The sequence below is a fragment of the Muriicola sp. E247 genome, assembly GCF_041358175.1.
Lineage (GTDB): Bacteria > Bacteroidota > Bacteroidia > Flavobacteriales > Flavobacteriaceae > Muriicola.
In genome coordinates this window covers 1-14,552 of record NZ_JBGKBE010000002.1, presented here as the reverse complement: position 1 = coordinate 14,552, position 14,552 = coordinate 1, and the positions used below count along the sequence as shown (strand labels likewise).

At 41.3% G+C, this 14,552-nt stretch carries 16 protein-coding genes; 11 read left to right on the top strand and 5 right to left on the bottom strand.

Going from position 1 to position 14,552, the window contains the following annotated elements:
• The first annotated feature begins 103 nt into the window (after positions 1-103).
• The 6 genes from ACA086_RS03585 to rplS all read left to right on the top strand — a co-directional run bounded on the left by ACA086_RS03585 (position 104) and on the right by rplS (position 5,508).
• Entirely contained in the window at positions 104-1,501 is a 1,398-nt protein-coding gene (locus ACA086_RS03585) for a trypsin-like peptidase domain-containing protein (RefSeq protein ID WP_371001982.1), read from the top strand.
• Positions 1,502-1,620: 119 nt separating this feature from the next.
• Positions 1,621-3,072 (top strand): glyceraldehyde-3-phosphate dehydrogenase, encoded by a 1,452-nt coding sequence (locus tag ACA086_RS03580; RefSeq protein WP_371001981.1) that lies wholly within the window; start codon positions 1,621-1,623, stop codon positions 3,070-3,072.
• 139 nt (positions 3,073-3,211) lie between these two features.
• A complete protein-coding gene (locus tag ACA086_RS03575; protein ID WP_371001980.1) occupies positions 3,212-3,832 on the top strand; it encodes a tRNA (guanine-N1)-methyltransferase in 621 nt (206 codons plus the stop codon).
• Positions 3,833-3,867: 35 nt separating this feature from the next.
• Positions 3,868-4,314 (top strand): N-acetyltransferase family protein, encoded by a 447-nt coding sequence (locus ACA086_RS03570; protein ID WP_371001979.1) that lies wholly within the window; start codon positions 3,868-3,870, stop codon positions 4,312-4,314.
• A 29-nt stretch (positions 4,315-4,343) separates the two neighbouring features.
• Positions 4,344-5,018, top strand: a complete 675-nt coding sequence (trmD, locus tag ACA086_RS03565; protein WP_371001978.1) for a tRNA (guanosine(37)-N1)-methyltransferase TrmD — start codon at positions 4,344-4,346, stop codon at positions 5,016-5,018.
• A 139-nt stretch (positions 5,019-5,157) separates the two neighbouring features.
• Positions 5,158-5,508 (top strand): 50S ribosomal protein L19, encoded by a 351-nt coding sequence (gene rplS / locus ACA086_RS03560; RefSeq protein ID WP_371001977.1) that lies wholly within the window; start codon positions 5,158-5,160, stop codon positions 5,506-5,508.
• Between the two features lie 81 nt (positions 5,509-5,589).
• Here the strand turns inward: rplS and rocD are convergent, their stop codons facing one another.
• A complete protein-coding gene (gene rocD / locus ACA086_RS03555) occupies positions 5,590-6,876 on the bottom strand; it encodes an ornithine--oxo-acid transaminase (protein WP_371001976.1) in 1,287 nt (428 codons plus the stop codon).
• A 207-nt stretch (positions 6,877-7,083) separates the two neighbouring features.
• Here rocD and rlmD point away from each other — a divergent pair, with 207 nt between their 5' ends.
• From rlmD to ACA086_RS03540, 3 genes are read left to right on the top strand one after another with little or no spacing between them, the layout of a single operon-like run.
• Entirely contained in the window at positions 7,084-8,499 is a 1,416-nt protein-coding gene (gene rlmD, locus ACA086_RS03550; protein WP_371001975.1) for a 23S rRNA (uracil(1939)-C(5))-methyltransferase RlmD, read from the top strand.
• Position 8,500: 1 nt separating this feature from the next.
• Complete coding sequence (locus ACA086_RS03545) at positions 8,501-9,049, top strand: DUF6452 family protein (protein ID WP_371001974.1); 549 nt, start codon at positions 8,501-8,503, stop codon at positions 9,047-9,049.
• The gene (locus ACA086_RS03540) at positions 9,030-9,812 is read left to right on the top strand and encodes a DUF6048 family protein (RefSeq protein WP_371001973.1); all 783 of its coding nucleotides are present in this window, start codon (positions 9,030-9,032) and stop codon (positions 9,810-9,812) included. Before ACA086_RS03545 ends, ACA086_RS03540 begins: the two co-directional genes overlap by 20 nt.
• Positions 9,813-9,839: 27 nt before the next feature.
• Here ACA086_RS03540 and ACA086_RS03535 read toward each other — a convergent pair whose 3' ends face one another.
• Positions 9,840-11,018, bottom strand: coding sequence for a class I SAM-dependent RNA methyltransferase (locus ACA086_RS03535; RefSeq protein WP_371001972.1), 1,179 nt, complete (start codon positions 11,016-11,018; stop codon positions 9,840-9,842).
• Between the two features lie 80 nt (positions 11,019-11,098).
• Here ACA086_RS03535 and ACA086_RS03530 point away from each other — a divergent pair, with 80 nt between their 5' ends.
• A complete protein-coding gene (locus tag ACA086_RS03530) occupies positions 11,099-11,770 on the top strand; it encodes a ZIP family metal transporter (RefSeq protein ID WP_371002471.1) in 672 nt (223 codons plus the stop codon).
• A 1-nt stretch (position 11,771) separates the two neighbouring features.
• Positions 11,772-12,200 (top strand): DUF4268 domain-containing protein, encoded by a 429-nt coding sequence (locus tag ACA086_RS03525; RefSeq protein ID WP_371001971.1) that lies wholly within the window; start codon positions 11,772-11,774, stop codon positions 12,198-12,200.
• Here the strand turns inward: ACA086_RS03525 and ACA086_RS03520 are convergent.
• The 3 genes from ACA086_RS03520 to ACA086_RS03510 all read right to left on the bottom strand — a co-directional run.
• Positions 12,197-12,829, bottom strand: coding sequence for a hemolysin III family protein (locus ACA086_RS03520; protein ID WP_371001970.1), 633 nt, complete (start codon positions 12,827-12,829; stop codon positions 12,197-12,199). The two genes, ACA086_RS03525 and ACA086_RS03520, sit on opposite strands and share 4 nt — an antisense overlap.
• 24 nt (positions 12,830-12,853) lie before the next feature.
• Entirely contained in the window at positions 12,854-14,167 is a 1,314-nt protein-coding gene (locus tag ACA086_RS03515) for a hypothetical protein (RefSeq protein WP_371001969.1), read from the bottom strand.
• Positions 14,168-14,344: 177 nt separating this feature from the next.
• Positions 14,345-14,552: hypothetical protein (locus ACA086_RS03510; protein WP_371001968.1), on the bottom strand; the 208-nt coding region annotated here is incomplete at its 5' end.

Below are 14,552 nucleotides of genomic sequence, written 5' to 3'. Positions count from 1 at the left end.
ATAGGACATTATTTAAGGTATTTTTAGCAGTTAAAAAGGCGTTAAAGAACAATGTGATCATTATAAAACCTTTAATTTTAAGTTGAATAAAATCAAAAGACGTATGAAACGATTTACAAGTTTACTAATGGTGGCCATCTTCGGTGGTGCAATCACCCTGGGAGGCTATAAATTATTTATTGAAAAGGAAAAATCAACTTTTGCGTTCACCGAAAGTGAAATGCCTGTATTTAAAACAAGTAGTACCCCTGTTTCTTCAGCTGGAGCCGGCATTGACGCCGTCGATTTTACCACGGCTGCCGAAAATACGGTAAATGCAGTAGTGCATGTTAAAAACCTGACCCTCAACAAAGCACCTAGTTTTTTAGATTTCTTTTACGGCTCCGAGCCACGTCAGGTTCCGCAAATAGGAACGGGATCCGGAGTAATTATTTCACCTGACGGATATATTGTAACCAATAACCATGTGATTGCCAAGTCGACCGAGCTAAAGGTTACCCTAAACAACAACAAGTCGTACGACGCAGAACTAATAGGCACAGATCCCAACACGGATATTGCACTTATTAAAATCGATGCTGACCGCTCCCTCCCCTACCTGGCATTTGGTGATTCTGATAATACCAAAGTGGGCGAATGGGTACTTGCGGTAGGAAACCCTTTTAATCTAACTTCAACAGTCACTGCAGGGATTGTCAGTGCCAAAGCACGAGCCCTGGGAAATTCAGAACAGTCATTTATACAGACAGATGCGGCCGTAAATCCCGGAAATAGCGGCGGTGCCCTGGTGAATACAAATGGTGATCTGATCGGAATTAATACAGCAATTACTTCTCAGACAGGCTCTTATGTGGGTTATTCCTTTGCCGTGCCCAGCAATATTGCAAAAAAGGTGGTTGAAGATATTCTCGAGTATGGGAATGTTCAAAAAGGTATGCTTGGTATTTCTGCTCCGAGGATAAATACTCCCTATGCCATTGAAAATGGAATTAATGAAATTGAAGGGGTATACGTCGGAACAGTAGAAGAAGAATCGGGAGCTGATGACGCCGGACTAAAAACGGGAGATATCATCAAACAGATCGATGACATTAAAATTCAGAGATTTGCAGACCTTACCGGATATATAAGTACAAAAAGGCCAGGGGATGAGGTACAGGTAACTGTGGAGAGAGATGATGAAACGATGATTTTCCCCGTTACCTTAAAAGAAAGGCAGTCGCTCATAGTACCGGTAATGGGCCTCGTAGTAAAGAATCTCACCGAAAAGGACAAAAAACTCTTTAAGATTAACAAGGGGGTTAAAATTACCGGTATCCCAGAAACGTATAGAAGGGATGGACTCGAACTCGAAGGAAGTATCATTCTGGAAATTGACGGAGAAGCCATCAATAATATTCAGGACGCGAGGATTGAGTTTGGAAAGATAACCCGATACGGAAAAACCGTAATCACTTTACTGAATAAAGACGGTGAAAGAGAAAGAGTTATTTTCCAGTAATTGCAATTATTAAAGAAGCTGGAAAGCGCATCGGAAACGATGCGCTTTTTTTAATTACTTATCCTTGGGCGAAAACGTTTGAAATCTATAATTTTGCAAAAAAATAAACAACTGCCTCAATGAACAATTTTTCATCCTATGAAAAGGAGTTGGCCTTTCAGGCCGATCGAAGAAAAGCGACTACAGAATTTATTAAGATCATTAGTGACCTCTGGTATGACAGGGCGATAGAAGTGGTCCTTTTCAAAAATCAGATCATCGACAAACCCGTAAGTGATATCATTAACCTTCACGAATATGCCGGGCAATTTGTGCAAAAACCTATCTCTATATTCGATTCGGTAGAGATTCTAAGAGCGATAGATGATTTGAAATTACCCCCTTCTAAGCTCGATATTGGAAAACTCACCTATGAGTACCATTCTGAAGATGAAGGCCGGTACAGTAATGTAAAGGCCTTTGTTGTTGACAAACTCAAGGACGCAAAAAAAAGTAAGGAAATTGAACCAAAAGATGTGGTTCTATACGGATTTGGACGTATTGGCAGATTGCTGGCAAGAGAACTAATGGCCAAAACGGGAAAAGGAAATCAGCTTAGACTCAGGGCTGTTGTGACCCGGGGAGAGCTTAGTCAGGAGATTCTGGAAAAAAGAGCAACACTTTTGAGGACCGACTCGGTACACGGGCAATTTAGTGGCACCGTCGAGGCCGATATCGAGAATAAGGCACTGGTTATTAATGGCACAACAGTTCATATGATCTCTGCCAGTGTTCCGGAGGAAGTGGATTATAAGAGTTATGGCATTCAAAACGCGCTTGTTATTGATAATTCAGGAGCCTACAGGGATGAAAAATCCCTTTCACGGCATTTAAAGGCAGCGGGTGTAGAAAAAGTCCTGTTAACTGCGCCGGGCAAGGACATTCCCAATATCGTTCACGGGGTGAATCAACGTGAATTTAACCCCGATACCACAAAAATTTACTCAGCCGCATCCTGTACCACAAACGCAATTACCCCTGTATTAAAAGTGGTAGAGGATTCCCTGGGGATCGTTAAAGGACATTTGGAAACTATACATGCCTATACAAACGACCAGAACCTTGTAGACAATATGCACGGGAAATACAGACGTGGCAGGGCAGCTGCACTGAACATGGTCATTACAGAAACCGGAGCAGGTAAGGCGGTAGCCAAGGCACTTCCATCCCTGGATGGAAAACTTACTTCCAACGCTATCAGGGTCCCTGTGCCTAATGGATCCCTGGCCATACTTAACCTGGAAGTAAAAAACAAAACCTCGAAGGACGGAATTAATACAATTATTAAGAAGTATGCACTGGAAGGAGATCTGGTAGAACAGATCAAATTTTCCCTCAGCAATGAGCTGGTATCCTCTGATATAATAGGAACGTCTGCCCCTGCTATATATGATAGTAAAGCAACTATTGTAGATTCAAAAGGGAAGAATGTAGTCCTGTATGTTTGGTACGACAATGAATATGGGTATGCACATCAGGTAATCCGATTGGCAAAGTACATTGCCAAGGTCAGAAGGTTTACATATTATTAACAGGCAATTGTAGTCGATTTTAACCAACCTTCTTTTTCCTCATATCAAAAGATCTTAATTCACTTTTTTTTCGTAAATACTAATATTAAAAGTACTTTAGCCTTACCTAAATCGAAGTATAACAAGAGAACCATCTAAAATGAGATATTTTAGTAAGCTATTTATTGCTTTCACACTGCTCGCAGGAATCCAAGTATTTTCCCAAACCGGCGAAGGTGCCCCGGAACCTTCACTCGATGGAGGAACTATCAATTCGCAATTCGAATATATTTATCAGAAATCCGGTAATTACCGTGCTGATGGCAAGCGTTATGAGGTTGTTCGAACCCTCAACTTGGACAAGCTGAGGCAAAACGTCAATGATACGATCAATGCGGCTAATCAAAAGGCAAGTCAGTTACAGCAAGTGATAACTTCTCAGGAGAATACCATTGCTTCCTTAAATTCCAAACTGGAAGAGACCACAAAAAATCTCACCGCAGTTACAGAAGAAAAAGACAGCATGTCTTTGCTGGGGGCTCAGGTATCAAAAGCAACTTATAATGTAACACTCTGGACTTTAATTCTGGGACTATTTCTCCTGTTATTGCTCTTTATTTTTAAATTCAGGCAGAGTAACGTCCTTACCCAGGAAGCGAAAAGCAATCTCTCGGATCTGGAGACAGAATACGAAGACCATCGAAGAAGGGCCCTTGAAAGAGAGCAGCGTATAAGCAGGCAACTTCAGGATGAGATTAACAAATACCGTAAATCAAAATAATTGAAAGCTCCGAAAGGAGCTTTTTTTATCGCTTTATGTCTTTTTCAATAATCAAAGCCACCCAAGAGCACATCCCAGTAATTATTCCCTTACTCGATGCTTACAGAGTATTTTACGAACAAGCCTCTGATGAATTTGCTGCAGAGCAATTTCTTAAAACCAGGTTTGAGCAAAACGATTCTGATATATTTCTGGCAATGACCGATGGTATAACAGCAGGATTTGTACAACTTTACAGTAGTTTTTCAACGGTCTCCCTCCAGCCTGTATATATTCTAAATGACCTCTACGTCTCAACCGATTTTCGAAATAAAGGAGTTGGGGCTGCTTTATTAAAACACGCACAGCAATTCTGTGAGATACAGGGGTATAAAGGCCTGGCCCTTGAAACAGCGGTTGATAATCCGGCTCAGGCTCTTTATGAGCGACTGGGGTGGGAAAAGGATGTTCATTGTTTTCATTACTTTTGGACAGCCCGTTAAAGAAGGTCATAACCCATACACAAAGCACAATGCGCATTGATATCATCACTGTTGTTCCCGATATCCTCCGGAGTCCGTTTGAGGCTTCTATTCTGAAAAGGGCTATTGACAAAGGTCTGGTAGAGGTTCATATTCACAATCTCAGGGATTATTCCATCGGCAATTATAAACAGGTAGATGATTATCAGTTCGGAGGTGGTGCAGGGATGGTATTAATGATAGAGCCCATTGATAAATGTATTCGGAAGTTAAAATCGGAGAGAGAATACGATGAAGTAATCTACCTCACCCCAGACGGAGAGACATTAAATCAGAAAATTTCGAATTCCCTGTCACTTTTAGGGAACATCATCATCCTTTGTGGTCATTATAAGGGGGTTGATCAGAGGGTAAGGGACACCCTGATCACCAGAGAAATATCCATCGGAGATTATGTGTTATCAGGAGGGGAACTAGGAGCAGCGGTACTATGTGATGCGGTAATAAGGCTCCTTCCCGGGGTACTCAATGATGAAACTTCGGCCCTGACCGATACTTTTCAAGACAATTTGCTGGCTCCCCCGGTTTATACAAGACCCAGGGAATACAAAGGTCTGGAGGTACCTGAAGTATTACTGGGAGGTAATTTTAAAGCCATAGAAGAATGGCGGGAGGAACAGGCATATCTCAGAACAAAGGAACTTCGGCCGGATCTGCTGGAGTAATCCTTCGTCGAAATCAGGATAAAATTTCGATTAAAATCCTTGTATGTAATGATTTATCGACTATTTTTGCAGTCGTTAAAATCAACCTCTGACGATCTCCGTGAACGTTGCTTTTAAAAAATAAAAAATAAAGATTTAAATGGAACCGTTAATAAAATTTGTTCAGGACGAATTTATTCCAAAAAAAGACTTTCCCGCATTTTCTGCTGGTGACACAATTACCGTCTACTATGAGATCAAGGAAGGGGAAAAAACCAGAACCCAGTTTTTCCGGGGAGTAGTTATCCAGAGAAGAGGTTCAGGGGCTTCAGAAACGTTCACCATCAGAAAAATGTCTGGAACAGTAGGTGTGGAAAGAATTTTCCCAATCAATATGCCTGCCCTGCAAAAAATTGAAATCAATAAAAAAGGAAAAGTACGAAGAGCGAGAATCTTCTACTTCAGAGGACTGACCGGGAAGAAAGCCCGAATTAAGGAAGTCAGGTCATAAGGCCTTTATACAGATAACAAAAAGACCCTATCTTTTCGATAGGGTCTTTTTATTTCCGGCATATACAAAGTACCTATAAAACTAATCCATCTTCGCTTCAAATTCGAGAATGGTTTTTCTGATGATCTGAACACAATCCATCAATTGTTCCTCCGTCATCACCAGAGGTGGGGCAAAACGAATAATATTTCCATGCGTTGGTTTTGCCAGCAAACCGTTATTTTTTAAAGCGATACAAATTTCCCAGGCAGTGGAGCTGTCTTCAGAATCATTGATGACGATGGCATTCAGCAATCCCTTTCCCCTTACGAGTCGAACCAAAGGAGAATCTTTTACTAACTGCTCCATTTCTTTCCTGAAGATATTTCCTAGTTTATCTGCATTTTCAGCTAAATCCTCATCCCTCACCACTTTCAGGGCTGCCATGGCTACTGCACATGCAAGTGGATTACCTCCAAATGTAGACCCGTGATTTCCAGGGCGGATCACTTCCATGATGTGATCATCTGCGAGAACTGCTGAAACAGGAAATACACCTCCGGAAATAGCCTTACCCAGTATTAGTATGTCTGGTTTAACCTCAGGGCTGCCACTACAATTCTTGTCGGGACAGGAGCAATTTCCACAACTCGCTAATAACCGGCCTGTTCTGGCTATCCCCGTTTGAACTTCATCAGCAACAAGCAGGACGTTTTTCGACTTACAGAGCTCATATGCAGTTTTGAGATAAGTCTCATCCGGAACATATACCCCGGCTTCCCCTTGTATGGGTTCCACAAGGAAAGCTGCGACATTGGGGTCTTCAAGAGCTTCTCTCAACGCCTCAATGTCATTGTATCTGATTGAAGTAATTCCGGGTGTAAAGGGCCCGAAATTCTCTGTAGCAACCGGATCATTTGAGGCAGAAATAATCGAAATGGTACGTCCGTGGAAGTTGTTCTGACAAACAATGATACGTGCCTTATTATCAGGAATACCTTTTTTCTCATATCCCCATTTCCTGGCTAGTTTAATAGCGGTTTCAACGGCTTCGGCTCCCGTATTCATTGGAAGGACTTTCTCAAATCCAAAATAAGAAGTAATATACTGCTCATAAACGCCCAGCATATCGTTGTAAAAAGCACGGGATGTAAGAGTGAGCTTTTCGGCCTGTGATTTTAATGCCCCGATGATATCAGGATGGCAATGCCCCTGATTCACTGCTGAATAAGCTGATAAGAAATCATAATATTTATTCCCTTCAACATCCCAGACGAAAACTCCTTCTCCCCTGCTGAGGACAACAGGTAGTGGATGGTAATTCTGGGCACCGAATTTTTCTTCCAGAGCAATGGCATCTTTAGAGCTCAATTTTTCTAAGACAGACATAATGTAATGAATTAAGTAAAACTAAAACCATTCCTTCTTTGGGAGAGAAATCATCCTACGTAAGACCTCAAAATTACAAAATATAAAAGGGTTCAAAAAACATTCGTATATGATTAAGACACCTTTGATTACAGGGATTTAATCTACTCCTTGATTTTTTCATTGTTTCCCTATCGTCCGATCCCTAAAAAGATTTTACCTTTGGTCATGCGCAAAAAAAACACGAGGCAAATCTTCGAAAATATTGAGGTTATTGATGCAGGTTCAAAGGGAAAAGCTATAGCCAAAGCACCCGATGGCAGGGTAATCTTTTTGCCAAATGCAGTCCCCGGAGATGTTGTTACCGTTCAAACCACAAAAAAAAGAAAGGCGTATTTTGAAGGGGTGGCAACGGATTTTCACCTTTTATCCGATCGTCGCACAACTCCTAAATGCAAACACTTTGAAAGTTGTGGGGGTTGTAAATGGCAACATATGAAATATGAGAGTCAGTTGTATTTCAAGCAGCGTGAAGTAGAAAATAATCTGAAACGTATAGGTCATCTTACTCTTCCGGAAATTCAACCTATTCTCGGTGCTCCATCCGAATACTATTACCGCAACAAAATGGAGTTTTCATTTTCCGATTCCCGGTGGTTATATCCCGAAGAGTTAAAACAGGAAGGTCGTATTGAGGATAGAAATGCCCTTGGCCTTCACATGCCCGGAATGTGGGATAAGGTACTCAACCTGGATGAGTGTCACCTGCAACCCCATCCTTCTGATGCCATCAGATTGGAGATAAAACATTTTGCAACAAAGAACAAGCTAGCTTTTTTTAATCCGAGGAGTCAGACGGGACTTCTAAGAACCCTGATGATAAGGACCAGTTCCACGGGTGAATTAATGGTTTTGATTCAATTTGCAAAAGATGAACCCGATCAAAGAAAACTACTACTTGATCATGTTATAAATAAGTTTCCGGAGGTCACTTCTCTGTTGTATGTCATCAATGAGAAGAAAAACGATACGATATATGATCAGGAAGTGCATTGTTATCACGGCAGGGAGTTTATCCTGGAATCCATGGAGGGGCTTAGCTTCAGGATCAATGCTAAATCGTTTTACCAGACAAACTCTGAGCAGGCCTATGCCTTATATGAGGTGGTAAGGGAGTTTGCCGGACTGACCGGAAAGGAACTGGTATATGACCTGTACACCGGGACAGGGACCATTGCCTTATTTCTTGCTAAAAATACACGAACAATGGTGGGAATTGAAATCGTGCCTGACGCCATCTCCGCGGCAATAGTCAATGCCAGCGAGAATAAGATCTCCAATACTGAATTTATTGTGGGGGATATGAGATCGGCATTGAGCGACGAAATAGTGCAGGAACACGGAATTCCGGATGTCCTGATAACAGATCCGCCCAGAGAGGGTATGCACAAAGATGTTGTTGCTCAAATTCTTAAAATGTCCCCGCACAGGATCGTTTATGTGAGTTGCAACAGTGCAACCCAGGCACGTGATCTGGAGATGATGAAGGAGGATTATGAGATACTCAGGGTGCAGCCGGTTGATATGTTTCCCCAGACGCATCACGTAGAAAATGTTGTACTTTTGGAAAAACGCAAAGAATAGAATGAGCTTCACTCCCCGAATTTTCAGATGCTTTATTCGCATTGTAAAACCCATTCATCTCGGGCTATTCACCTTCATTTTCTTCATAGGTGCCGTTTCTTGTGAAAAGGATGATATCTGTGTGGATGGTGATACTCCCCTTCTGATCCTTAGGTTTTATGACGCCACAGATACCAGTAATGTAAAATCCGTTACAAATCTCAGGATCATAGGAATTGGAAACGGGGACCCTGTAGACACCTTCACGGATCGCTCAACAACTGATTCAGTTGCCATTCCATTGCGAGTAAATTATGGCGATACACAATTCCAGTTAATACTCAATTCAGCGGATGATGAGGAGGAAAATGAAACCGGGAATATCGATACCCTGCAATTCAATTATATAACTCGGGAAGTATTTATCTCCCGTGCCTGTGGCTTTGTTGCCAATTTCAGTGAGATGGAAGACAATCTTACCACCGATTCGGAGAATTGGATACAAAATATTGAAATAGCAGACACCTTAGTAACCTCACAACTCAATGCGCATGTTAAAATATTTCATTAGTGGGGTGTTATGCTGTTGCTGGTTTTTTGTCCATGCACAGTCTGAGCCACTTAACCTGCAGCAAAAAGATACTACCTCAAACAAACAACCTTATGGTTTGAGGGCAGGGGTTGATTTGAGTCGACTAGCATTATCTTTCTTAAACGATGATTATACAGGATTAGAGCTGGTTGCCGATTACCGCCTCACACAACGCCTGTACCTTGCCGGGGAACTGGGAAATGAAAAAAGAACGAGTCAGGAAGAACTGACCAATATTGATATTGCGAGTTCTACAGCCTTGTATAATTTTACAACCTCGGGCAGTTACCTGAAACTTGGGGTTGATCTCAATACCTATGAAAATTGGTATGGTATGAACAATCTGATTTATATCGGTGGACGTTATGCTTTCAGTACTTTTAGTCAGACCGTCAATTCTTCATTTATCTACGACAGTAATAGGTACTGGGAACCTAATGCATTTGCTGAGGGAATAGAGCACAACGGGGAATATGGCGGACTCAACGCGAGCTGGCTGGAAGTACTTATGGGAATTAAGGCCGAGCTTTTTGCCAATTTTTACCTTGGGGCCAGTGTACGGCTGGGTTTTCTGATCAGTAATAAGGAGGCTGAAAATTTTCCGAACCTTTGGATCCCCGGATTTAACAAGGTAACGGATGGGAGTAATTTTGGGGTGGGCTACAATTACAGCATTACTTATTTTCTCCCACTATACCGAAAGAGTAAAAAACCAAGTAGAACGCCGGCCAGTGGAAACTAAAATTTTTGCTGAAAATTTCGGGAGGCCTCAGGAATTCTGAGTCCGATGGTTTTCATTATACTTTGCCTTTTTACTCCCTTCATAAATCGCGTATTTCACTAATTTCGATTCGAGATGACTATTGTATAGTTTGATTTTTCTCGATGGCCTGAGTCCGACATGTTTCAGAGCCTCCAGATTTGAGGTAATGAACCAGGCATCTGTTCCTGGATATTGACGTTTGAGCGTATTGCCAATATTGGCATAAAAATCTTCCATTTCAATATTGAGTCGTTCCCCATAGGGAGGATTAAAAACCATATGCAGATGCTTTTCTGTATACTTTTCACTGAGGAAGAAATTTTGCCTTTCAATTTTAATATACTCTGATAAATTTGCGTTGGCCACATTGTCCTCGGCCTTCTGAACAGCTGAAGGAGCTTTGTCATAGCCCTTAATTTTAAAGTGAAATTCCCTTGTTTTATTCAGACTGCTACTGATTATTTTTTCGAAAAGCGACTGGTCAAAATCGGACCATTTTTCAAAGGCAAAACCTTTTCGATTGATATTAGCAGGGATATTGCAGGCGATCATGGCCGCTTCAATTAGGATGGTACCGCTACCACACATTGGATCGAGAAAATCGCATTGTCCGTCCCATCCACTGAGCAGCAGCAAGCCGGCAGCCAGCACCTCGTTGATCGGGGCAATATTTGTGGCTGTTTTATAGCCTCTGTGGTGAAGTGAAGCTCCGGAACTATCGAGTGATACATTGCATTGATCTTTCTGAATATGGATATTGATACGTAGATCAGGAGACTTAAGGTCTACATCGGGTCTTTCCCCTGATTCATCACGGATTTTGTCTACTATGGCATCCTTGGTTTTTTGAGCAACATATAAGGCATGGGTAAACTTTTCCGAATGTACCGTGGCATCCACGGCAAGAGTGGTATCAGCAGAGAGATAGGCCTTCCAGTCCATGGCATATATCTCTTTATAGAGTTCATTTTCATCTCTTATTCTAAAGCTGGCAATGGGCTTGATGATCTTTATTGCAGTCCTCAGGCAAAGATTTGCCTTGTACATAAACCCAGTGTCACCTTCAAAAGAAACGCTCCTTACCCCGGGAACTACGTTCATCGCACCTAAATTCCTCAACTCCTTAGCCAGTATCTCCTCAAATCCGTAGAGAGTTTTGGCGACCATTTTAAAATTATTACTCATTTCCATCCATATCTAGCCGTAAAAATACGCTAAATTTGGGCCTTGTGGACAAATGGTTCCCGTCAATTGGATTCCGTAATATGAGTTATCTTCTTTTAATCCTGACAGTAGTCCTGAGTTTTGGTTTTGTGGCCATTACTAAACCTAAAAAAATGCTCGGGCTCCGACTGCTACTGGCTTTTTCGGGGGCGTTCCTGCTTGCCCTTACCATTTTTGACCTTTTACCTGAGGTTTACGACTCATCAGATCCCAGGGCGATGGGTGTTTTTATTATGGCCGGTATCCTGATTCAGATCTTTCTTGAATTCTTTTCGAAAGGTGCCGAACACGGGCATATGCACTGGGATGAGCAAAAAGAAGTTTTCCCATGGGTCCTCTTTATCAGTTTAAGTATACATGCTTTTATGGAGGGATTACCCCTTACCGATGCGAATCCCATTTTATTCGGAATATTGGTTCATAAAATCCCTATTGCCTTGATTTTAAGTACGTTTTTGCTCAACTCCCAAAGGAATAAACTAACCGCTTTTGTCTTTATCCTGTTATTTTCCCTTATGACACCTTTCGGCAGCCTGCTGGCCACACATCTGGAGTTTCTGATTCTTTACAAAGCCCAGATCACAGCTGTAGTCATTGGAATATTACTCCACATTTCTACGGTCATCCTCTTTGAAAGTTCTCAGGGGCATACATTTAATCTGAGAAAATTGATTGTGATCTTTCTGGGAATTGTGATGGCTTATTTTATTTAGAATGTTTTCCAAAAAAGAATCAAAACTGCTCCGAGAACAATTCTGGATCTCATTTGGTAAGTCTTTTCCTAGAAAATGGAGGCTTTATCAAACCGGGATCAAAGGGTTTGTTCTCAAATTCCATTTTGATCTACACAAAGCGATGGTCTCATTAGACATTGAGGACCTCGCAGAGGAAAAGCGAGAGGCCTTGTGGGATAAGCTTGTTTCCCTGAAATCAATACTCATTAACGATTATCTGCCTGGAGCAACATACGATTCGGCCTATGCCCTCGAGAACAATAAAAGGATTGCCAGGATCCATGTACAGAAAGAAGGTGTATGTATTCACGACAAAGATACATGGGAAGAGGCAATGGTATTTCTCAGGGAAAAAATGGAATTGATGGAATCATTTTTTGATGATTATAGGGAATACCTGCTGCCTTAGAGGACATCTTTGTAGATGAGAAACCAATGACTTAGTGCTCCGCCCAGGACAAACAAGTGCCAGATAAAATGATTATACGGAATCTGGCGAATGGCATAGAATACAGTTCCGAGGGTATAAAAAGCACCGCCGAGGAATAACAATAAAACCCCGTCTGAGCTGAGTTGTGACCATAGGAAGCTGAAATCAAAGACGATAAGCCAACCCATGACCAGATAGAGCATTAGTGAGAGCCATTCTAACTTACCGGTATAGAATATTTTAAACAGCGTTCCGGCGATGGCCACTCCCCATACTACAAAAAATAATGGGATGCCCTGGGAATCCCTTAAAGTTATAAGGGCTACAGGGGTATAGGTTCCAGCAATGAGAAAGTAAATGCTTATATGATCAAGTACCCTCAGCCGTTGTTTTTTTTTAGGGTCATCTACACTATGATATAATGTGGAGGCAGTAAAAAGAAGAATCACAGAAAAGCTGTAAACCAAAATACTGAGGGTAGACCAGTTTACCGTAGGGTCGTGTTTATTCCAAAGCAAGAACAGGCCTATAATGCCCAAAACAATACCTAAAGCGTGTGAGAGGGTATTTAATTTCTCTTCTTTATGATAGTTTGAGGGTTGACTCATACAGTTGTAAACTCAATCAAGTGATCACTTGTTTTTGAAGTGCCAGAAGGGAATTTGTATAATGGTGCGGGTGTAGACGCTATCCTTTCGATGGTCTTTCCGTTGTACTTTTAGTACGTGTTTGCCATTTGGAACTGCCTGCAGATCGAGAAATGTTTCAAAGCCCAATTGTCTCTGCAGATTTTGGGAGAATACAAATTCAGGTTTAAAGGTCAAAGAATCAATTGAAAGTGTATACATATCTTCAATAGTTGTGATGTAATCCTTTAAATTACGTCGTTCAGACCAAGATAATACCCCGTCGGAAAACGCTGAATGAATTCCGCGTCGATCTTCATCAGGTTTCAGCTCTTGGTTAAAGAAAAAAACATCGTCCTCTACTGAGCTGCCATAAACGACAAAAACATTCAAAAAAGGGTCGTTTATGACTTTGGAAGGTATAGCGGCTCTGTCCGCAAATGAATTATTGAACTCAATCAGGTCGGTATAATTATCGCTGTTGGCAATATAATAATTCGAACTCATTTCTTCCTCAAGGTAATTAGATGTACTGAATCCTGTGGCCGCAACCAAGGTAATTCCTATGTACAAGGGAACAATTATCATACTCAGACGCTTTCCAAACCTGGTATCAAGAAAATTGTAGACCATTGGTCTGTAGAGGAAACTAAGAGTGATGTACTTGAATATCCAATAAACAGGATAGTAGAACCAGGTGGTCCATTTTTTCTTTTTCAACCATCCCTGAGTGATAAAATCTATACAGGTGAGAAATACGCCAATTACTAAAAATAACAGTGCTGGTACTGCCACACCGTAGCGCACCCAGTCTGGTGTATCCTCTTTATCGATCCACAAGCCAATTAGGGTAAACAAAAAAGCAATTGCGAGGAGACCTAATAGGTAAAAGACCAGCAGGAAGGTTACAGCAAAAATTATACTGCAATATTTTTCCAAGGTAGCGACATAATTATCAAAAGATCCTACCCGCTTCATAAGATGCCTTGTGAATTTTGGACTATAGGCTAACTTATCATAGTCAATTTCACCAGATACATATCGCAGGCCTATTGCTCCAATCCACAAACCTCTCAAGATGACGTGACCTATTAAATTAATTGTAAGAATATACCAGGAGACCAACAGGCCTTGCATAAGAAATATTTTATAGGTATTACCGTCATTTTGAGCCTGCAGGTTACCTAATTCAATTGGATCTATAATCATAAATAATCCATAGATCGCGAATCCTGAGATGATGAGTTCTAGTTGCCAACTTTCTTGCTGGAGAATATCCAACCATTTTTTAAACCGTTCATCTTGAGGGTTATTGCTCATAAAGACTGTAGTTGATGGTTATAAATATAGAAGAAAATGAAAACTTTTGTGTTTGTTGAAAACGAATAGTTGGCAAAATTCAATTTTATGGTCTTCTGATATGAAGTTGCGTGGTCATCCTATATTTTGTTAAGTAAGGGGGAAGAGGGACTTATGTCCCCGGGGTAAGATGTAGTTTTAAGAGATTTTTAGCGATGGAGTAATTGGGTTAAGGATGGGGTAAGTTGTTGGGGCTGATGCATAAAAAAACCCTGAAGTAAAATGAATTACTTCAGGGTTAAAAAGGCGGTGACCTATTGCTGACTGCCCGCCCGTGCAAACAAAGTGCTGCATGGGTGGATACAGGAAGTAATCACGCCAATGGCGTGGTTCGCTTGCTTGAATG

Coding starts and splice junctions, on each gene's coding strand:
- ACA086_RS03585 (WP_371001982.1), top strand. CDS start 104: ATGAAACGATTTACAAGTTTACTAATGGTGGCCATCTTCGGTGGTGCA.
- ACA086_RS03575 (WP_371001980.1), top strand. CDS start 3,212: ATGAGATATTTTAGTAAGCTATTTATTGCTTTCACACTGCTCGCAGGA.
- ACA086_RS03540 (WP_371001973.1), top strand. CDS start 9,030: ATGTTAAAATATTTCATTAGTGGGGTGTTATGCTGTTGCTGGTTTTTT.
- rplS (WP_371001977.1), top strand. CDS start 5,158: ATGGAACCGTTAATAAAATTTGTTCAGGACGAATTTATTCCAAAAAAA.
- ACA086_RS03570 (WP_371001979.1), top strand. CDS start 3,868: ATGTCTTTTTCAATAATCAAAGCCACCCAAGAGCACATCCCAGTAATT.
- trmD (WP_371001978.1), top strand. CDS start 4,344: ATGCGCATTGATATCATCACTGTTGTTCCCGATATCCTCCGGAGTCCG.
- ACA086_RS03580 (WP_371001981.1), top strand. CDS start 1,621: ATGAACAATTTTTCATCCTATGAAAAGGAGTTGGCCTTTCAGGCCGAT.
- ACA086_RS03545 (WP_371001974.1), top strand. CDS start 8,501: ATGAGCTTCACTCCCCGAATTTTCAGATGCTTTATTCGCATTGTAAAA.
- rlmD (WP_371001975.1), top strand. CDS start 7,084: ATGCGCAAAAAAAACACGAGGCAAATCTTCGAAAATATTGAGGTTATT.
- ACA086_RS03520 (WP_371001970.1), bottom strand. CDS start 12,829: ATGAGTCAACCCTCAAACTATCATAAAGAAGAGAAATTAAATACCCTC.
- ACA086_RS03535 (WP_371001972.1), bottom strand. CDS start 11,018: ATGAGTAATAATTTTAAAATGGTCGCCAAAACTCTCTACGGATTTGAG.
- ACA086_RS03525 (WP_371001971.1), top strand. CDS start 11,772: ATGTTTTCCAAAAAAGAATCAAAACTGCTCCGAGAACAATTCTGGATC.
- ACA086_RS03530 (WP_371002471.1), top strand. CDS start 11,099: ATGAGTTATCTTCTTTTAATCCTGACAGTAGTCCTGAGTTTTGGTTTT.
- rocD (WP_371001976.1), bottom strand. CDS start 6,876: ATGTCTGTCTTAGAAAAATTGAGCTCTAAAGATGCCATTGCTCTGGAA.
- ACA086_RS03515 (WP_371001969.1), bottom strand. CDS start 14,167: ATGAGCAATAACCCTCAAGATGAACGGTTTAAAAAATGGTTGGATATT.